Consider the following 17792-nt stretch of genomic DNA (forward strand, 5'->3'; position numbering starts at 1 on the left):
AAAGTGATAGCCAATAAAATTGAGAGATTCTTCCAAGCTTCAACAAGGAGGAGATCATTTCTTGGCCATGTTAGGCTGCCTGGTGAGTACTAAAGTTACCTAACAATGCGTCATAAAATTCGCTGTCATCGAGAATGCCAACGACTCTACCAGACTCAACCAACAAAATCGGTAACCCACTACGCTGCTTAAGTTCTATTGCTTCTCTCATACCGATGTCTGGACTGGCGACCACGACGGTACTTTGATCAATATGGGTCAGATCACCTCGATTTGCATCCCAATGGACGAGCTTTAGTTCCTCGTCTTTAACGATGCTGAGTTTGCCATTCGCTTGATTGACCCAAACCGATTGATCGGAACAGATCTGCAAACGATCATGTTCTTGCTTTAACTCACTTGCTGGTTGCATTAATGAGCGGCCTTTAAGTACGTTAAGCGGGTTAGTGTGAGCAACAAAATCACGGACGTAGTCGTTTTCTGGTGTGAGGATAATTTCTTCTGGCTTCGCATGTTGAATTAGTTTGCCAGATTCCATAATGGCAATATTGTTGCCTATTTTTAGAGCCTCATCCAAATCGTGACTGACGAATAGAATCGTCTTATTGAGTTTCTCTTGGAGAAGAATCAGCTCATCTTGAAGCTGGGTTCGAATCAATGGATCTAGGGCAGAAAAGGGTTCGTCCATCAATAAGATGTCAGTATCCATGGCAAATGCACGAGCGAGTCCAACACGCTGCTGCATACCACCTGATAGCTCATGCGGGTACTTATCTTCCCACTCAGAGAGACCAACAAGCTCTAGCTGCTCGCGTGCTTTGTTTCGCCTTGTCGACTTCGACATGCCTTGCAGTTCAAGTCCAAAAGCTACATTGTCCAACACGGTGAGCCAAGGCATCAAAGCAAATTTCTGAAAGACCATAGAAACACGATGAGTACGTAGGTGACGTAACGTTTCGTCATCACAAGTGGCTAAATCAACATAATCGTCACCATTTTTCAGCGCTAATGAGCCTCGGGAGATGGTGTTTAAGCCGTTGACTGCACGGAGTAAGCTGGACTTACCTGAGCCTGAAAGTCCCATCAGGACGCAAATCTCACCTTCTTTTACGCTCATCGACACATTGTCGACCCCGACGACTTGCGAGGTTTGGTCGATGATTTCTTGACGAGTTTTGCCTTGGTCAAGTTGCTCAAGCGCTAATTGCGGTTTATCACCGAAGACAACGTCTAGGTTTTTAATCGTAATGGCATCCATGACTAGGCTTCCTTTTGATTCGGCGATTTACAGAGTCGGTCTAGGATAATAGCAACTAGGACAATCGCTAATCCGGCTTCAAATCCTTGAGAAATATTGACCGTATTTAGGGCTCGAACGACGGGTTTACCCAGTCCATCCGCACCGACGAGAGCGGCGATGACCACCATGGATAAAGACAGCATGATGCATTGGGTCACGCCAGCCATGATGCTGGGCATGGCCGCTGGCAGTTCTACTTTAAACAACAGCTTCATTCGTGTGGCACCAAATGCCTTGCCTGCTTCCACCAACTCTTCCGGTACTTTGGTGATGCCAAGGTAAGTTAGTCTAATTGGCGCGGCGATGGCGAAAATAATGGTGGAGATCAATCCAGGAACAATACCCAGCCCAAACAGAACCAAAGTTGGAATCAGATAGACGAAAGTGGGGACGGTTTGCATTAAGTCGAGAATGGGGCGCAGCAACGTATACAGCCAAGGGCGGTGTGCTGCCATGATGCCAAGAGGTACGCCAATTAATACAGAAATCGTTGTCGCGGCAAACACCAAAACAAAGGTTTCTAGCATTTCTTGCCAGTAGCCAAGGTTCAAAATCGTCAGCAAAGCACCAATGACAAATAGTACCAAAGGGATACTACGGTGCAGATACCAAGCAATGGCTGCGGTCATAATGATCGGCATTGCAGGTGGCATCCATTTAAACACATCAACGACGAACAAAATGATGGTTTCAAGGAAGATAGAAATTGCGTCGAACAGGCCTGCGGCATTGAATGTCAGCCAGTCGACACCTGCTTCCATCCATTGACCCAGAGGGATTTTGTTGTCAGTAATAAAATTCACAATACAACCTTAGTGTTTTCGAGTGGACAGTTATGCCCACTCATTTTGAATTACGCTTTTGAGTCGATGTAGCTTTGTACTGCTGCGTTTGCGTCTTCACCCGATAGAGTTGTTACGCCAGATAGCCAAGCTTCTACTTGCTTTGGATTTGCCTTCATCCATTGCTGTGCCGCTTTTGACGGTTGTACATTTTGATTTAAGATGGCTTCCATCAATTGGTTTTCCATCTCAAGGCTGAACTCTAGATTTTTCAGCAGTTGACCCACGTTTTGGCATTCAGATAGATAGTTGGCACGCACGTTGGTGTAAACGTTGGCACCGCCGTAGTTAGGACCGAAGTAATCGTCACCGCCAGAGAGATACTCCATTTCGATATTGCTGTTCATTGGGTGTGGTGCCCAACCCAAATACACAATCCATTGGTTGCGGCGTGCAGCGCGAGAAACTTGAGATACCATGCCCGCTTCACTAGATTCGACTAAGTTAAAGTCCTTGAGGCCGAAAGCGTCACTGTCGATCATGGATTGAATAAGGCGGTTACCATCGTTGCCTGGTTCAATGCCGTAGATACGATCGCGGAATTTGTCGGCATGTTTGGCTAGATCAGCAAAGCTTTTTACGCCAGCGTCATAGACATATTTAGGCACGGCTAGGGTGTACTTAGCACCTTCTAGATTGGCACGAACGGTTTCTACGGTTTTGGCTTCACGATATTTAGCGATATCTCCCTCCATCGTAGGCATCCAGTTGCCAAGGAAGATATCGATATCACCGTTCGCCATTGAAGAGTAAGTGACAGGTACTGACAGAAGATCGGTTTTGGTTTTATAACCCATACCTTTTAGTAGTTCCGTAGTGACCGCAGTGGTTGCAGTGATGTCTGTCCAACCAACATCGGCAAAACGTACCGTTGCACATTGGTTGGCATAGGCGTTCATCGCCAGACTACTAAGAGCGAGTGCTGAGAGTGTTTTTGTCATCGTTGACATGCTATTTCCTTTTTATTTTTGGCTGACTTTGGTGGACTTAGTCCAGCTCTCTCAATGGAGAGCCTATTCGTTGTGTTTGTTCCCAGTTCGGGGCTATCCAAACAGGTTGTTTATCTTGTTGAAGAGGCTTACCCAAGATCATATCGGCAGCGCGCTCGGCAACCATGATGGTTGGACCGTTAAGGTTACCGTTTGGAATCGTTGGGAAAATGGAAGAATCGACCACGCGTAGTGCTTTGATACCGCGAACGCGGCACTGCTCGTCGAGCACGGCTAGTGGGTCATCATCGGCCCCCATTTTGCAACTGCAAGAAGGGTGATATGCGCTTTCTACGTTCTGCTTTACCCACTCATCGATAGCGTCGTCGCTTTGAATATGAAGCCCAGGTTGAATCTCATCACCGCGGTAGGCATCCATTGCGGGTTGATTTAGAATCTCACGAGTCAGGCGAATGCAGTCTCGCCAATCTTGGCGATCTTGCTCGGTCGAGATGTAATTGAACTCAATTAATGGCTTGTCATGTGGATTTGCCGAACGAATCTCTACGGTGCCACGGCTCTCGGGTTTATTAGGCCCCACATGCACTTGGAAACCATGCCCATCAAAAGCCGCTTGTCCGTCATAGCGCATAGCAGCTGGAAGAAAGTGGTATTGAATGTTGGGCCACTTAAGCCCTTTACGAGAACGAATAAACGCGCAAGATTCAAAGTGGTTGGTCGCACCTAAGCCTTTACGAGTAAGAATCCATTCTGCGCCAATAAGCCCTTTGCTCACCAAACCGAGTTTGCTGTTTAGCGTGATTGGCTGAGAGCAGTGGTATTGGAAATACACTTCAAGGTGGTCTTGAAGATTAGCACCTACACCAGCGAGGTCATGTTCTACCGTCACGCCTGCGCGCTCCAACACCTTCTTAGGACCGATTCCGGAAAGCTGCAAGAGCTGCACTGAGCCGATAGAACCAGCGCTAGAAATGACTTCCTTGTTCACTTTGGCATCGACGACAATACCAGACTTTTCATACTGGACGCCGACAGCTTGCTTTGCTTCCAATAAGACTTTATGAACCACGACACCTTTAATCAGCGTGAGGTTAGGGCGCTTGAGGGCACGTTTTAGATAGGCATTGGATGTAGAAGCTCGGACCCCACCATCAACGGTCATATGCATCGGACCAAAGCCTTCTTGCTGATAACCGTTATAGTCTTGAGTTTCAGGGTAACCGGCTTCTTTGCCTGCATCGATAAAGGCTTGATAGAGTGGGTTACGAGTCATGTTATTGCCATTGCAAGTGCCAACTGGGCCGTCCCCACCACGATACTCATCGCTGCCACCATCCCAAGACTCTGCGCGGCGGAAATAGGGTAAACAAGACTGGTAGTTCCAACCTTTTGCACCTTGTTGTTCCCATTGGTCGAAATCACAAGCATGCCCGCGAACATACACCATTCCGTTTATGGATGAGCTACCGCCAAGCACTTTACCGCGAGGACAATGTAGCTTGCGTCCATCTAGACCCGCCTCTTCAGTGGTTTCAAATTGCCAAGCGTATTTTTCGGTGTTCATTGGGTAAGATAGGGCTGTTGGCATCTGAATAAAAATACTTTTATCGCTGCCACCTGCTTCTAACAGTAATACAGAGTGCTCACCGCTTTCCGTTAGTCGGTCTGCCAAAACACAGCCAGCCGATCCCGCGCCGACGATAATATAATCGTAGCGTTGTTCCATAATCTGTCTCCGTAAACTCATCGTTAGGCGTAAGGGCTGACGTATTCGCCAAGCTCGATTAAAACACTCTTAGTTTGGGTGTAATGCCTTAAGGTCTCAGGTCCATTTTCACGGCCAATACCAGAATGCTTATATCCGCCTACGGGCATTTCTGCTGGAGAATCACCCCATGTGTTCACCCAGCAAATACCAGCTTGCATTTGATGAATAACGCGATGTGCTCGTGATAAATCTTGAGTGAAAAGTCCAGCGGCCAATCCATAATCGGTGTCGTTAGCGCGTGCAATAACGTCTTGTTCGTCATTGAAAGTAAGTACTGACATTACAGGTCCGAAGATCTCCTGCTGTACATGCGGCATGTTGTCGTCACAATCGACGAAGACAGTTGGCACGACGAAGTTACCTTTGTCTAACCCATTTTCAGTCACCTGATAACCGCCAGTCAGTAGGGTTGCGCCACTTTTCTTAGCACTTTCAATGGCGTCTAAAACTTTAGATAAATGTGTTTTTGAAATGAGGGCACCAACTTGCGTTTTGCTGTCCATCGGGTCGCCAACGATCAGTTTTTCAGTGCGGGATTTCAGCTGCTCAATAAAGGCTGAGTATATAGATTGATGTACAAAGACGCGGGTGCCGTTAGTGCAGACCTCGCCCTGGGTATAGAAATTCGCGACCATAGCGGCAGATACTGCGTCATCCAGTTTAGCGTCTTCAAAGATGATCATTGGAGACTTACCGCCAAGCTCCATGGTGACGTGTTTAAGGGTTCGAGCACTATCAGCCATGACTTTCTTCCCTGTACCTGATTCACCGGTAAAGGAAACTTTGGCAATATCAGGATGTGCTGTCAGCATCTGACCAACCCGATGATCACCTTGAATCACATTGAACACACCATCTGGTACTCCCGCTTCACTATAGACTTCCGCAAGCTTTAGTGCGCTTAGAGGCGTTTCTTCCGAAGGCTTGAAAATCATGGCATTACCCGCAGCAAGTGCCGGTGCAGACTTCCACATAGCAATTTGAATCGGGTAGTTCCAGGCGCCAATTCCCGCGCAGATGCCTAAAGGTTCACGTCTGGTGTAGAAAAACTGATTCTCGCTAAGTGGTTGTTGCTCACCTTGCAATGCTGGAGCGAGACCAGCGTAGTATTCGATGACGTCGGCACCCGTGGCAATATCCACTTCAAGGGCTTCTTGTAGTGGTTTTCCGGTGTCAGTAACTTCGAGAGCAGCGAGTTCAGAATTGCGTTCGCGCAGCAATGCCACTGCCTTGAGAAGAATTCGACTGCGTTCAATGGGGCTCATCGCAGACCAAATGGCGAAGCCTTTTTTAGCAGATTCAATAGCAAACGCTAAGTCCTCAGAATTTGCTTGGACGATTTCAGCTAAGGGCTCACCGTTAGCAGGATTATAGGTCGTAAAGTATTCGTCGGATGAGCCTTGTTGAAGTTGTCCGTCGATGTAGAGTGTTTTCATATCCATTTGAAAGTCTGACTTATGATTATTTTAATGAGTAAAAAGTGAGTTGCTTATCTAGATAATCGTTGATGATGAAACGGGCTTTTTCAGCGTCAATACCTTCTGGGGTCAAGGTGCCTCTTAGCCAAATTCCATCGATAAGCGCAGCGATACCGTTAGCAACGACATCGGCTTGTTCCGGTGTGAGCAAAGTGTTGAGTTCAATCTTAAGGTGCGATAACAGGCGTTTTTCATTGACACGTTGTAGGCGTTTCAACTGGGCGTCATGCATTGAATAAGACCAAAACGCTAACCAAGTTTTCGCCACTTTATTTTCTGCCTGAAATCCTACGAAATTGGCGTCAATAATGGCATTGATACGTTTGACGTGTTCTGTTTTGGGGATTTGACTCAGGTGAGATGTCACGGTTCTAGAAAGCTGCCTTAGGATCTCTCGCATGGTCTCTTCGAGAAGGCCGTGTTTACCACCAAAATAGTGGTTGATGATACCTGTAGAGACGCCGGCTTCCTTGGCAATTAACGAGATACTCGCGGCGTGCAAGCCCACACGATCTATAACAGACATGGCTGCTTGAACTAGCTGTGGTTTCCTGACTAATGGCATGCCAACCTTCGGCATTTGAACTCCCTTTTATTTTTAATTGAACGTTCAGTTAAATATAAAATGCCTGAAAAAAGATTTGAGTTCAAATTAAATCTCTCTTTTTTCATAACCAGTAAGTAAACATTTTTTAACACAACCAAAGAGTGGGTCTATCATTCGACACCAAAGAAACAGGTCAATAAAAGTGCTAAACCAAGCTGTGTAGTTGATTTGTTGGCATCTAATTCATTGATTTAAAATGATTGCTTTGGCTTTTAATTTGTCTGGGAGTGAAAGGTTTGGAATTTCGGTTCAGCGGAAAAACCATATTGAGTAGGCTGACTTGGCTCAATAAATATTTAGAGTACGAACTATTAAGAAATAACAACGCAAGAGAGTCACTAAGAAGGGGCATTTGGAGAAGCGCAATGGGCAGTTAAGAGAGCCTCTACTGCCCATTGCGTTAGCGTTTAAATGAAGTCTTTACGCATTGGGGTAAAGTTATCAATTAAGATACCGGCTTTTAAGCACTTACAGCCGTGCATAATGTTTGGCACTTTATAAACAGTATCTCCCGCTTTGACGATTTTTGTCTCTTCACCTACTGTGAATTCAAATTCACCAGAGACAACATAGGTAATTTGCTCGTGAGGGTGGTTGTGCATTGGTGCAACCGTTCCATCTTCGAAGTGCACTTCTACGGTCATCATGTTTTCACAATGCGCCAACACTTTGCGGCGTAGGCCGCCACCTTGATCTTCTAATGCTACATCTTTGTTGTATACGAACATTGCTGTTTCCTCTAAATCAGGTTTAAACCGCCTCTAATAGGGCAAGTCTTTGGTTGTGATCATCTAATAATTGGCGTGATGCGACTTTTGCAGAGTCTGCATCGCCAGTCATAATTGCGTCGTAAATATCCCCATGCTCTTCAATACAGAATCGCCCGCCCACGGCAGCTTCATCGATAAAAGTCTTAAAAAGCGATTCAAGAATATTGGCAAAAGGGACGTAAAACGGATTAGCTGTCGCTAAGAATATCGTTTTGTGAAAGGCATGATCGTTATGTGTCCACGCTGTGTAGTCGTGATTAAACGCGGCCTGTTTCATGTTTTGAAAACAGACAGACAGTGCCTTGCGATGCTCGATAGAGGCATTTCTCGCTGCCATGGAGCAGGCTTCTGGTTCAATCGCTTTTCGAAGTCCCAAAAATTGGGTGAGGAAGCGTTGGACATTCTCAGTGTCTTTTACCCAGTCAAGAAATTGAGGGTCGAGAAAGTGCCAATGGTGACGAGCTGTCACATTGGTCCCGACTTTAGGTTTTGACTCGATTAAGCCTTTGGCAGAAAGTAGTTTAGTGGACTCACGAAGTGCAGTACGGCTGATGCCAAACTTCTCGCAAAGTTCTAACTCGCTCGGTAACTTTTCACCTTCTTCTAATTCACCGGTAAGGATTTTGCTGGCGATTTCTTTTGCCACTTGAACGTGAATTCTTCTGCTAGAGTCTGCCACGGTATGGAACGTAGCCATAGTTCTGACCTTGTTGGTTGTTAGGTTCACACGTCAATTAAGTTCACGTGTGTTTGTGTAATAACTATATAATAATACAATATCACTTAATGGCGTCAATGGACAAAACAGTAAAAAAACAATTCTAGGTCGCAAGCTGAGCATGAGACTCGGATTATGCGATGGGTAACACATAAATTAGCCGGTTATTGGGTAATAGGGTGGTTAATTGGGGCAAAACGTAAGACATTTACACTGAATAAATGCGATGTATCACATCTATTCTGGAAAGTTTAGTGATAGAATAGCTGCTAAAATAATACATAAACACTTTAAGTAAGCGATAAAGATATGTCAGGTAAGTTTAATTCTATTACGGGTTCAAAGCGCAGTATCCACGTCCAGGTCGCTCGTGAAATTGCTCGAGGTATTCTCTCTGGTGATTTGCCGGAAGGTTCAATTATTCCAGGCGAAATGGCGTTGTGTGAACAATTTGGTATCAGCCGTACTGCACTTCGTGAAGCAGTTAAGCTATTGACGTCAAAAGGCTTGCTTGAATCTAGACCTAAAATTGGTACACGTGTTGTTGATCGCGCTTACTGGAACTTTCTCGATCCACAGTTGATCGAGTGGATGGATGGTCTTAACGATGTAGAACAGTTCTGCGGTCAGTTCCTTGGACTGCGCCGTGCTATTGAACCAGAAGCATGTGCGTTAGCGGCCAAGTTCGCGTCTGCAGAGCAACGAATTGAGTTGTCTGCGACCTTCCAAGAAATGGTCGAAGTGTCTAAAGAAGAAAACTTTGAACAGTCTAAATGGTTAGATGTTGATACTCGTTTCCACAGTTTGATTTTTAATGCGACGGGCAATGACTTTTATCTCCCGTTTGGCAATATTCTTACCACTATGTTCGTTAACTTTATCCAGTTCTCTTCAGACGGCGGTTCGACGTGTATCAACGAACACCGAGCTATTTACGAAGCGATCATGGCAGGGGATAGTGACAAAGCTCGTGAGGCGTCAGCAAACCATCTACGCGAAGAAAACCACAGGCTTCCTGTAGCAAGTTAACACCAAGAGAAGAGATGAGCGCGCTTGTTAACAATTTGAAGAAAAAGGCAGCATATAAGCTGCCTTTTTTGTATCCAAAGTGCACCATTGTGAAATTTCTATTGATATAATAATACAAAATGTCAATTGGAGACTTCACATGCCTCACGCGCTTCTACCCAATATCACGCAATTTCTATGTAGCGTTGATCCGTTCGATAAACTTCCCAAAGAGCTGGTTCGTAAGGTCGCTGCGGAAATAAAAATCACCTATTTGGGTAAGGGTGAGGTGATTGACCCTTGTAACGGGCAGTCTGGGCTTAGTGGAGAAGGGGATAATTTGCCGAAAAGCCAACAGAAGTTTCTATATGTCATTCGAACTGGCTCTATGGAGCAACGCAAACCCGATGGCGTTCTTCGCGCAAGACTGGGAAGTGAAGATTTGTTTGGCTTTACTTTTCTCGATGATCAAGTTTCTAAAGGGGCGGGTTATCAAGCGGTTGCCATCGAAAATACGCTTCTGTATTTAATCCCTCATTCTACGCTTGAAACCATCTTTAAACGTAACCCAGAATACGCGGAACACTTTGCTTCTCAAGCGCAAGTTCGCCTTAAATCTGCACTAGATGTTGTTTGGTCCAATAAAGAAAAAGGTCTGTTTATTAAAAAGGTGTCTGACGTGGCGAGTGGAGTCATTGCGATTGTTGATGCCTCTATGTCGATTAAAGATGTCGCACACGAAATGCGAGTTGTTAAACGATCTTCAACTGCGGTGGTGTGTGACAACGGCAAGTTAGTTGGCCTGATGACGGATCGTGATATGACCAAACGAGTCATCGCAGAAGGCCATGATAACAGTGCTCCGATTAGGGATGTGATGACGCCTAATCCACTAACAGTCAGCCCAAACGATCTGGTTTTGCATGCCGCATCATTGATGATGCAACATAATGTTCGGGGTTTACCCGTTGTTTCTGAGGGTAAAGTGGTGGGCCTGCTGACCACTTCGCACTTGGTGCAGAATCATCGCATGCAAGCGATATTTCTTATCGAAAAAATCAAATACGCTACCAGTGTTCGTAACATGGCGAGTTTCACCACGGAACGTCAGGCCATATTTGAAGCTCTAGTAGAAGGAAATGTCGCACCTGAGACCATAGGTCGGGTAATGTCGATGATTATGGATGCGTACAATCGTCGAATTATTCAGATTGCGATTGATAAACTGGGGGAGCCACCATGTCATTTTTCGTGGATAGTTGCAGGCTCTCACGCTCGAAATGAAGTTCACATGCTTTCGGATCAAGACAATGCAATCATTCTTAGTGATGAGGCGACCGAGAATGACAAAGTCTACTTCCGCCACTTATCACAGTATGTCTCAAATGGGCTTGCTGCTTGCGGATATCCCTTGTGTCCGGGTAAATATATGGCAGCTACGCCCAAATGGTGTCAGCCATTGTCGACATGGAAACACTATTATAAAAAATGGGTATCGAACCCTGAATACGAAAGACTTTTGAATATCAGCGTGTTCTTGGAAATTCGCTGTGTTTATGGTGAAGCGAGCTATGCCGATATATTACGCGATGAACTTCACTCCAACATTCGTAGCAACCGTGAGTTTTTAGGGATTTTGACTCGAGATGCTATTAATACGTCACCCCCTCTTGGTGTTTTTAACAGCCTAGTGCTGGAAAAAACAGGCGAGAACAAGAAAACTCTGAATATAAAAAAATACGCGATAAACCTCGTTATTGATTTAGCGCGTATTTACGGTCTTGCCGTAGAATGCGACTCGTCGAATACCGACGAACGATTCACTCAAGCCAATGAGCAAGGCATGTTAAGTGATGACTCATATAAAAACATTATCAATGCTTACCATTACATTCTTATGTTTAGACAGCATCATCAGCTACAAGCGCTAAAACGAGGTGAGCAGCCGGATAATCACATCAATCCCGATTCATTTGGCAGTTTTGAACGTGGCAACTTGAAAGATGCATTTAGAATCATTTCTACGTTGCAAGATGCGGTTAAACTCCGGTTTGGTGGGAGGTTGTAACTAGTGGCTGGTGTTTTGAAAAGCGTGATGAATCAATTTCACGTTTATAACCATTATCTCAAGCAAAGGCAGCGATATCTCGCCAATCAAAAGATACCCAATGAGTTGAGAAACTTGTTAAGTGAGCAACCGCCGAGAATGGAGGTATTAGCAACAGAAGTCGAGTACCTAGTGTTGGATTTTGAAACGACTGGGTTAGATGCCAATACCAACACCATTCTTAGTTTAGGTTGGGTAGAAATTGCCAACTTTACGGTCAATGTTGCTAGTGCAAAACAGCTGTTTATTGAGTCGCCAAATGAGGTTAAGGCGGAAACCGCGGTCATAAACCATATCATGCCTGAAATGTTGCAAGATGGAATTTCATTAGATTCTGCGATGACACAGTTATTTCAAGCAGCAAAAAACAAAATACTGATTGCACACGGTTCGATGATTGAAGCGGCATTCGTTGATGAATATTTGACTCAGAAGTATGGAGTGTCAGATCTGCCAGTGATGTGGCTGGATACACTAGCTATTGAAAAGTCGATGGCGTTAGCGGTGAATAAAGATGCTGAGATCGATGTTCGTCTGTCTGAGACTAGGAAGCGATACGGACTACCTGAGTATAATGGGCATGAGGCCTTAATTGATGCTATTGCAACTGCAGAGTTGTTTTTGGCTCAGTCGACTCGACTTTTCAACAAACAGCACCCTTGTATTGGAAAATTGTACCGACTAAGCCAATAAGGGGGTAAAAAAAGAGGTGCCTATCAAGACACCTCTTTTTACTGATTCTTGAATTACGTCTTAGAAACTGTATGTGACACCCAGTCGGCTACGTAGTTCGCGGCGATCTGTAACAGAATCGACGTTCACATCACCAAACTCAACGTACGGTGCCCATTGGCCGAAGCTACGACGTGCTGTGGCGTTTAGCTCGTAGTTTGTATCTTTGCCGTTGTACAAGATATAACCATCTGTTGCTGCTTTATAATAGTTACCTTCAAGTCCAAAGCGCCACTCGTTTACTGAATAATTGATGTTAGCCGTTAGACGATGACGGCGTTCATTTTGTGCGTCTTCACCGTTGTTTTGACGAATGTCATAACGATAACGACCACTTAAGCTGAGTCCTTCAACACTATCCAGTGCGTAAGTCACGCGAAGCTGTGGTTTGTAAGTCATACCCGCCGAACGAGCTTCGATAGGCATACCTGGTTGGATAGTCCAGTTGTCGTTAATCTTAAAACGATAACCTAAATCCAGCTCCCAACCATTATTTTGCAAGTCTTTAAGAAACGCGCCATCTTCTCCTTTGAACTTTAACTCACCGCTATAGTAGAAGTTACCGATGCTGTCTCCCATTTTGATGCGCGTCGCATGTTGCTCCGTTGTGTGCTTGTACTCAGTACGTATATCTAAAGAAGCTGCGCTTACCGCTGCTGTCGCGAACACAGAAACTAATGCCACTGTTACTTTGTTTAAAGTGCTCATCTTATTTAACCCTTAAGATTTTTAGTTTGTGGTAATGTATGACAAATATGATAAGGGGTTTTCTATGTTTTTAATGTGATACGGATCGGGATTGGCCGTCCTTTGGCAATGCCTTTCATACGGTTTACTGCAATAAATTAAGCTATACTATTGATATATAAGTTTTTTATCTGTTTTTGTGTAGTTGTGCCTCTATCGAATTTAACAATAAGATATGTGATGTAGGTAAAGTAATTTTTATATATATTTATACTATTAAATCACAATAACGCTGTGGTGCGGTTGATTTTTATCCAATTGAAGCCTTCGAATTATCCTATTGAGGGAGGTTTCTACTTCCAACTCAAATACCATTAAAGTTGGAATGTTGTCGAATAGATTTGCGCTCAGACCACAGCAACAAACTGTTGGTGATTTAGTTTGTTGTTAATGATGGGATAGAGACAGAGTATGCACAAAAATACACTCACGACTTTTATAAATACTACAAATATGCAGATTTTGACGTGTTGAAAGAGAGGTGACAGTATTGAAAATACTTGGAAGGGAGTCTTCTATCGAGACTTAGGTTGCGAGGCTTGAGAATTAAATTGTTTTATTTCAGTATTTTAATGTGGTTTTAGTGGTGTGGTCGTCGCGAGAGAGTTCTACACCTTTCCAAAATATGATCTATGTCGCATTAATTTTATTTGTAATACATTAATATTAATTTGCTTTTGGTAGAGCACGACACGAAGTGTCAGAATTAGCTTGGATGTGGCAAAGCAGCCAAGCGTTCAGATTATTCCATACGACCCCAAGCGAATGGGATGATTCTCCAAAACCTACTTGATAAGTAAAAGAGTGTTGTTTACCACCTCACTCAAACACCCCCGGAGTTAATGTCGACGTCACTCTACATTGACAATGGATCTCCTAATGTCGTTTTAACCCTCGCATTATTACAGGTGATGCGAGGGTGTTTTTTTATGTCTTACAATAAATTGTCTCACTTACTTATGCTTTCCTTAATTTATAAATCATTAGTTTCGATTATGGTTTTATTTAACTGATTGTTTTTGCTTTTAAATTATGGATTTGTCTCTCGGTTGTGATGTAGATCTCGATATTCTTTAAAATATGATACGGATCATATGTAATACAATAATGATGGTTAAATAAACGATCTTGTTCACGTAATAATTATATTGTACTACAAATTGTAAGGTATGGACGTATAGTTAACGTAACCGAATAACATATCAAAAGGTTTCAAGATGGATCTCAATACCCTAATTGTAGGCATCTATTTCCTATTTCTTATAGCAATAGGCTGGATGTTTCGAACATTTACTAGCACTACAAGTGACTACTTCCGTGGGGGCGGTAGCATGCTTTGGTGGATGGTTGGTGCAACGGCATTTATGACGCAGTTTAGTGCTTGGACATTTACCGGAGCTGCGGGCAAAGCGTTTACCGATGGTTTTGCCGTTGCCATCATTTTTATTGCCAACGCATTTGGCTATTTAATGAACTACCTATACTTTGCTCCTAAATTCCGTCAGTTGCGTGTCGTCACTGTCATCGAAGCGATACGTATGCGTTTTGGCAAAGTAAATGAACAGGTATTTACGTGGTCAGGGATGCCTAACAGTGTTATCTCGGCAGGTATTTGGCTGAATGGTCTCGCCATCATCGCTTCTGGTATTTTTGGATTCGATATGACCACAACCATTATTCTTACCGGCCTTGTGGTTCTTGTCATGTCTGTGACCGGTGGTTCCTGGGCCGTCATTGCCTCTGACTTCATGCAAATGGTCATTATCATGGCCGTAACGGTAACGTGTGCAATTGTTGCGGTTTATCATGGTGGTGGTGTTTCAAATATCGTTGAGAACTTCCCAACCGAGTCATTTGTTACCGGTGATAACCTCAACTATTTAAGTATCTTCAGTATCTGGGCTGTATTTATTTTCCTAAAGCAGTTTAGCATTACTAACAACATGTTGAATTCATATCGCTATTTGGCTGCAAAAGACTCAAATAACGCTCGTAAAGCTGCACTTTTGGCATGTGTGTTGATGACGCTTGGGCCAATCATTTGGTTTATGCCTTCATGGTTTATTGCAGGTCAAGGTGTGGACTTGGCGGCACAATACCCAGAAGCTGGTTCTAAAGCGAGCGACTTTGCGTACCTTTACTTCGTTCAGGAGTATATGCCAGTGGGCATGGTTGGTCTTTTGATTGCAGCGATGTTCGCAGCGACCATGTCTTCCATGGACTCTGGTCTGAACCGTAACTCAGGGATTTTTGTTAAGAACTTTTATGAGCCGATTCTGCGTCCAAATGCCAATGAAAAAGAGCTAGTCGTGGTTTCTAAGCTGACGTCTACTTTCTTCGGCATTGCTATTATTCTAGTCGCTCTGTTTATTAACTCCCTTAAAGGTTTAAGCCTTTTCGACACTATGATGTACGTGGGTGCTTTGATCGGCTTCCCAATGACTATTCCTGCATTCTGTGGTTTCTTCATTCGTAAAACGCCGGATTGGGCGGGTTGGGGAACGCTAGTCGTCGGTGGCTTTGTCTCTTATTTCGTCGGTTTTGTCATTACGGCAGACATGATTCAAAACTGGTTCGGTCTTAATGAGTTGACTGGTCGTGAATGGGCTGATTTAAAAGTCGCTATTGGCTTGATTGGTCACATGATTTTCACCGCAGGTTTCTTTGTACTCTCAACGTTGTTCTATAAGCCTTTACCTGAGCATCGTGAAAAAGACGTCGACAAGTTCTTCAACAATCTAGCGACACCTCTTGTGGCAGAAAGTACTGAACAGAAGAAGCTTGATAATAGACAACGTCGTATGTTGGGTTCATTGATCGCCGTTGCTGGTGTTGGTGTAATGGCGATGTTCGTCTTGCCAAATCCATTGTGGGGGCGTTTCGTGTTTGTTCTGTGCGGCAGCATCGTCTTTGCAGTCGGCTTACTGCTCGTCAAAGCAGTGGATGACAAAGTGGAAAGTGCGGCTGAAGCCAACGTAGCTACCGAAAACTAGAGTGCTTTATTCATAAATATTGAGCGGCTGATTCCAGCCGCTTTCAACCTTTCTAATGCTTGCAACGTTCAAGCAAGTCCATTGTTAAATCTAATCCAACAAGAATTCATAAAGAGAATCACATGAAAAAAAATGTCCTCGCTTTATCTTTAACGGCAGTATTCGCCTCAGTTGCGCTGGTTGGTTGCGGTAACACGAATGTTGACACTACTCACGCTAATAAAACGATGCTTCAAGCGTCTGTGCCTATGGCGTTTAATGAAGTGACACGCGATTACCTTTTGTCGAGTGACAGATTGGTTGATGTTGATGGTGCGATGCTTGAGTCCAAGTCAGACCAACAGGTTAACGCACTTAAATCTCAACTTGAGAATGCAAAAGATGGTGAGGTGATTACGATTCCAGATGGAAAATATACCAATTTGGGGCATGTAACAATTGCGGCAAATGGTGTGACGATTAAGGCCGAAACTGCAGGAGCGGTTTGGTTTACTGGTCTGGTTCAATTTGAACTAACAGGTAACAACGTGACGCTAGATAGTTTGGTGTTCACTGAAGGCGGCCCGGCGGAACGTTTCGGCGGAGTTCGCATGATGGGTAACGGAAACACACTGCAAAATTCCACATTCTATTACTTCAATCATGATTATGCGTACGAACCTGATGAGCGTCGTTCTGAATATCCTAAATACCTGTGGGTGTCCTTATGGGGTAAAGATGGAAAAGTCATCAATAATCGATTTGAAGGAAAGCAAAAACGTGGCACTTTGATTGGTGTTCAGAAAGATGAGACGCGAGATAACCACCTTATTGCTCATAATATTTTTGTTGACCAAAAACAGAACCAGTTTAATGAGTTAGATATAAAAGAAGCCGTTCGTTACAACGGTAACAGCTGGGAAGCGATTCGAATTGGTGACTCGAAATCTTCGCAATGGGATTCTAGTTCTAAGTTTGTCGATAATTTGCTCGTAGATATGGATGGAGAACGTGAACTTATCTCTATCAAGTCGGGTGATAACGAGATTTCGGGTAACACAATATTCGAAAGTGCAGCGTTGATTTCATTGAGACATGGTAAAGGTAATAAGGTAGAGAACAACGTTATTCTTGGAAACAAGAAATTGCTAACAGGTGGTGTGCGCATCTACGATGAAGATCATGTGATTCGCAATAACTACTTTGCTAACACACGTGGGCGTGATGGACTAATTGAAGGTAACGCTGATCTTCGAGGTGGTATTGTCATTAATACAGGGATTATCGACGTAAAAAACGGCGAGCAGCTTGACCAGTCTGTAAAAGGAAAAGAGCTAAACAAGCAATGGACACCAAAGAACATCGACATAGAGAACAACACGTTTGTTGATACCGAGTGGGGCATTGTCTACGGTAATCAATCTCACCGTGTTAGCTTGTTCAATAATGCCGAAGTAGACAATATTTTTGCTGGTGTTGATATTCGATTTAACAACAATGTCGTCGACAATTCACAAAACCCAGAGTTTGTGAGTGTACGAGCTACAGAGCAGTTTCCTCTGGTTGATGCTAGTTACCATAATGAGTTTTACACCCCAACTATAGTAGGGCAAGAGCAGTTAGAAAATTACTCACTAACACTTCCAAACATGTCATTGGAAAACGGGTTTAATCAATACCAAGGAGCAGGGGCAAACACCTCTGAGTTGCAATTGATTACCGCTGATAGTGCGGGGCCGACTTACGTATTAGTGAATAGCAACAAGTAACCTGTCAGGAAATTTCGTAAGGTA

General features: G+C 44.0%; 14 protein-coding genes. 5 read left to right on the forward strand and 9 right to left on the reverse strand.

Translation table 11 applies throughout. The features are described 5' to 3' along the window. Positions 1-70: 70 nt before the first annotated feature. From choV to L2W36_RS02920, 8 genes are all read right to left on the reverse strand, one after another. Positions 71-1258 (reverse strand): choline ABC transporter ATP-binding protein, encoded by a 1188-nt coding sequence (gene choV / locus L2W36_RS02885; protein ID WP_038227515.1) that lies wholly within the window; start codon positions 1256-1258, stop codon positions 71-73. 2 nt (positions 1259-1260) lie between these two features. Then, positions 1261-2103 (reverse strand): choline ABC transporter permease subunit, encoded by an 843-nt coding sequence (gene choW / locus L2W36_RS02890; protein WP_006070265.1) that lies wholly within the window; start codon positions 2101-2103, stop codon positions 1261-1263. Positions 2104-2153: 50 nt separating this feature from the next. Then, a complete protein-coding gene (locus tag L2W36_RS02895) occupies positions 2154-3092 on the reverse strand; it encodes a choline ABC transporter substrate-binding protein (RefSeq protein ID WP_236109278.1) in 939 nt (312 codons plus the stop codon). Positions 3093-3129: 37 nt separating this feature from the next. Next, positions 3130-4818: a choline dehydrogenase gene (betA, locus tag L2W36_RS02900; RefSeq protein WP_236109279.1), complete on the reverse strand. Its 1689-nt coding sequence runs from the start codon at positions 4816-4818 to the stop codon at positions 3130-3132. A gap of 23 nt (positions 4819-4841) precedes the next feature. After that, a complete protein-coding gene (betB, locus tag L2W36_RS02905; RefSeq protein WP_124941509.1) occupies positions 4842-6302 on the reverse strand; it encodes a betaine-aldehyde dehydrogenase in 1461 nt (486 codons plus the stop codon). 19 nt (positions 6303-6321) lie between these two features. After that, the gene (gene betI, locus L2W36_RS02910; RefSeq protein WP_006070269.1) at positions 6322-6918 is read right to left on the reverse strand and encodes a transcriptional regulator BetI; all 597 of its coding nucleotides are present in this window, start codon (positions 6916-6918) and stop codon (positions 6322-6324) included. A gap of 434 nt (positions 6919-7352) precedes the next feature. Then, positions 7353-7673 carry a cupin domain-containing protein gene (locus L2W36_RS02915; RefSeq protein ID WP_006070270.1) on the reverse strand — a complete coding sequence of 107 codons (321 nt, stop codon included), beginning with the start codon at positions 7671-7673 and terminating at the stop codon, positions 7353-7355. A gap of 22 nt (positions 7674-7695) precedes the next feature. After that, on the reverse strand, positions 7696-8412 hold the full coding sequence (locus L2W36_RS02920; protein WP_062456272.1) for a FadR/GntR family transcriptional regulator: 717 nt from the start codon (positions 8410-8412) through the stop codon (positions 7696-7698). Between the two features lie 330 nt (positions 8413-8742). Here L2W36_RS02920 and L2W36_RS02925 point away from each other — a divergent pair, with 330 nt between their 5' ends. From L2W36_RS02925 to L2W36_RS02935, 3 genes are all read left to right on the forward strand, one after another. Next, positions 8743-9462 carry a FadR/GntR family transcriptional regulator gene (locus L2W36_RS02925; protein ID WP_006070272.1) on the forward strand — a complete coding sequence of 240 codons (720 nt, stop codon included), beginning with the start codon at positions 8743-8745 and terminating at the stop codon, positions 9460-9462. 139 nt (positions 9463-9601) lie between these two features. Further along, positions 9602-11509 carry a DUF294 nucleotidyltransferase-like domain-containing protein gene (locus L2W36_RS02930; protein ID WP_236109280.1) on the forward strand — a complete coding sequence of 636 codons (1908 nt, stop codon included), beginning with the start codon at positions 9602-9604 and terminating at the stop codon, positions 11507-11509. A 27-nt stretch (positions 11510-11536) separates the two neighbouring features. Then, on the forward strand, positions 11537-12241 hold the full coding sequence (locus L2W36_RS02935) for a 3'-5' exonuclease (protein ID WP_110165266.1): 705 nt from the start codon (positions 11537-11539) through the stop codon (positions 12239-12241). Positions 12242-12301: 60 nt separating this feature from the next. Here the strand turns inward: L2W36_RS02935 and L2W36_RS02940 are convergent, their stop codons facing one another. After that, positions 12302-12988 carry an oligogalacturonate-specific porin KdgM family protein gene (locus L2W36_RS02940; protein WP_006070275.1) on the reverse strand — a complete coding sequence of 229 codons (687 nt, stop codon included), beginning with the start codon at positions 12986-12988 and terminating at the stop codon, positions 12302-12304. 1256 nt (positions 12989-14244) lie between these two features. Between L2W36_RS02940 and L2W36_RS02945 the strand changes: the two genes are divergently transcribed. Beyond that, positions 14245-16020 carry a sodium:solute symporter family transporter gene (locus L2W36_RS02945; RefSeq protein ID WP_038222000.1) on the forward strand — a complete coding sequence of 592 codons (1776 nt, stop codon included), beginning with the start codon at positions 14245-14247 and terminating at the stop codon, positions 16018-16020. Positions 16021-16142: 122 nt separating this feature from the next. Then, positions 16143-17768, forward strand: a complete 1626-nt coding sequence (locus L2W36_RS02950; protein ID WP_236109281.1) for a polysaccharide lyase 6 family protein — start codon at positions 16143-16145, stop codon at positions 17766-17768. Positions 17769-17792 lie beyond the last annotated feature (24 nt).

The organism is Vibrio sp. McD22-P3 (assembly GCF_021568915.1).
In the GTDB taxonomy this organism is placed as follows: Bacteria; Pseudomonadota; Gammaproteobacteria; order Enterobacterales; family Vibrionaceae; genus Vibrio; species Vibrio mediterranei.

Coding starts and splice junctions, on each gene's coding strand:
- L2W36_RS02945 (WP_038222000.1), top strand. CDS start 14,245: ATGGATCTCAATACCCTAATTGTAGGCATCTATTTCCTATTTCTTATA.
- L2W36_RS02915 (WP_006070270.1), bottom strand. CDS start 7,673: ATGTTCGTATACAACAAAGATGTAGCATTAGAAGATCAAGGTGGCGGC.
- betB (WP_124941509.1), bottom strand. CDS start 6,302: ATGGATATGAAAACACTCTACATCGACGGACAACTTCAACAAGGCTCA.
- L2W36_RS02940 (WP_006070275.1), bottom strand. CDS start 12,988: ATGAGCACTTTAAACAAAGTAACAGTGGCATTAGTTTCTGTGTTCGCG.
- betA (WP_236109279.1), bottom strand. CDS start 4,818: ATGGAACAACGCTACGATTATATTATCGTCGGCGCGGGATCGGCTGGC.
- betI (WP_006070269.1), bottom strand. CDS start 6,918: ATGCCGAAGGTTGGCATGCCATTAGTCAGGAAACCACAGCTAGTTCAA.
- L2W36_RS02920 (WP_062456272.1), bottom strand. CDS start 8,412: ATGGCTACGTTCCATACCGTGGCAGACTCTAGCAGAAGAATTCACGTT.
- L2W36_RS02925 (WP_006070272.1), top strand. CDS start 8,743: ATGTCAGGTAAGTTTAATTCTATTACGGGTTCAAAGCGCAGTATCCAC.
- L2W36_RS02930 (WP_236109280.1), top strand. CDS start 9,602: ATGCCTCACGCGCTTCTACCCAATATCACGCAATTTCTATGTAGCGTT.
- L2W36_RS02895 (WP_236109278.1), bottom strand. CDS start 3,092: ATGTCAACGATGACAAAAACACTCTCAGCACTCGCTCTTAGTAGTCTG.
- L2W36_RS02950 (WP_236109281.1), top strand. CDS start 16,143: ATGAAAAAAAATGTCCTCGCTTTATCTTTAACGGCAGTATTCGCCTCA.
- choV (WP_038227515.1), bottom strand. CDS start 1,258: ATGGATGCCATTACGATTAAAAACCTAGACGTTGTCTTCGGTGATAAA.
- L2W36_RS02935 (WP_110165266.1), top strand. CDS start 11,537: ATGAATCAATTTCACGTTTATAACCATTATCTCAAGCAAAGGCAGCGA.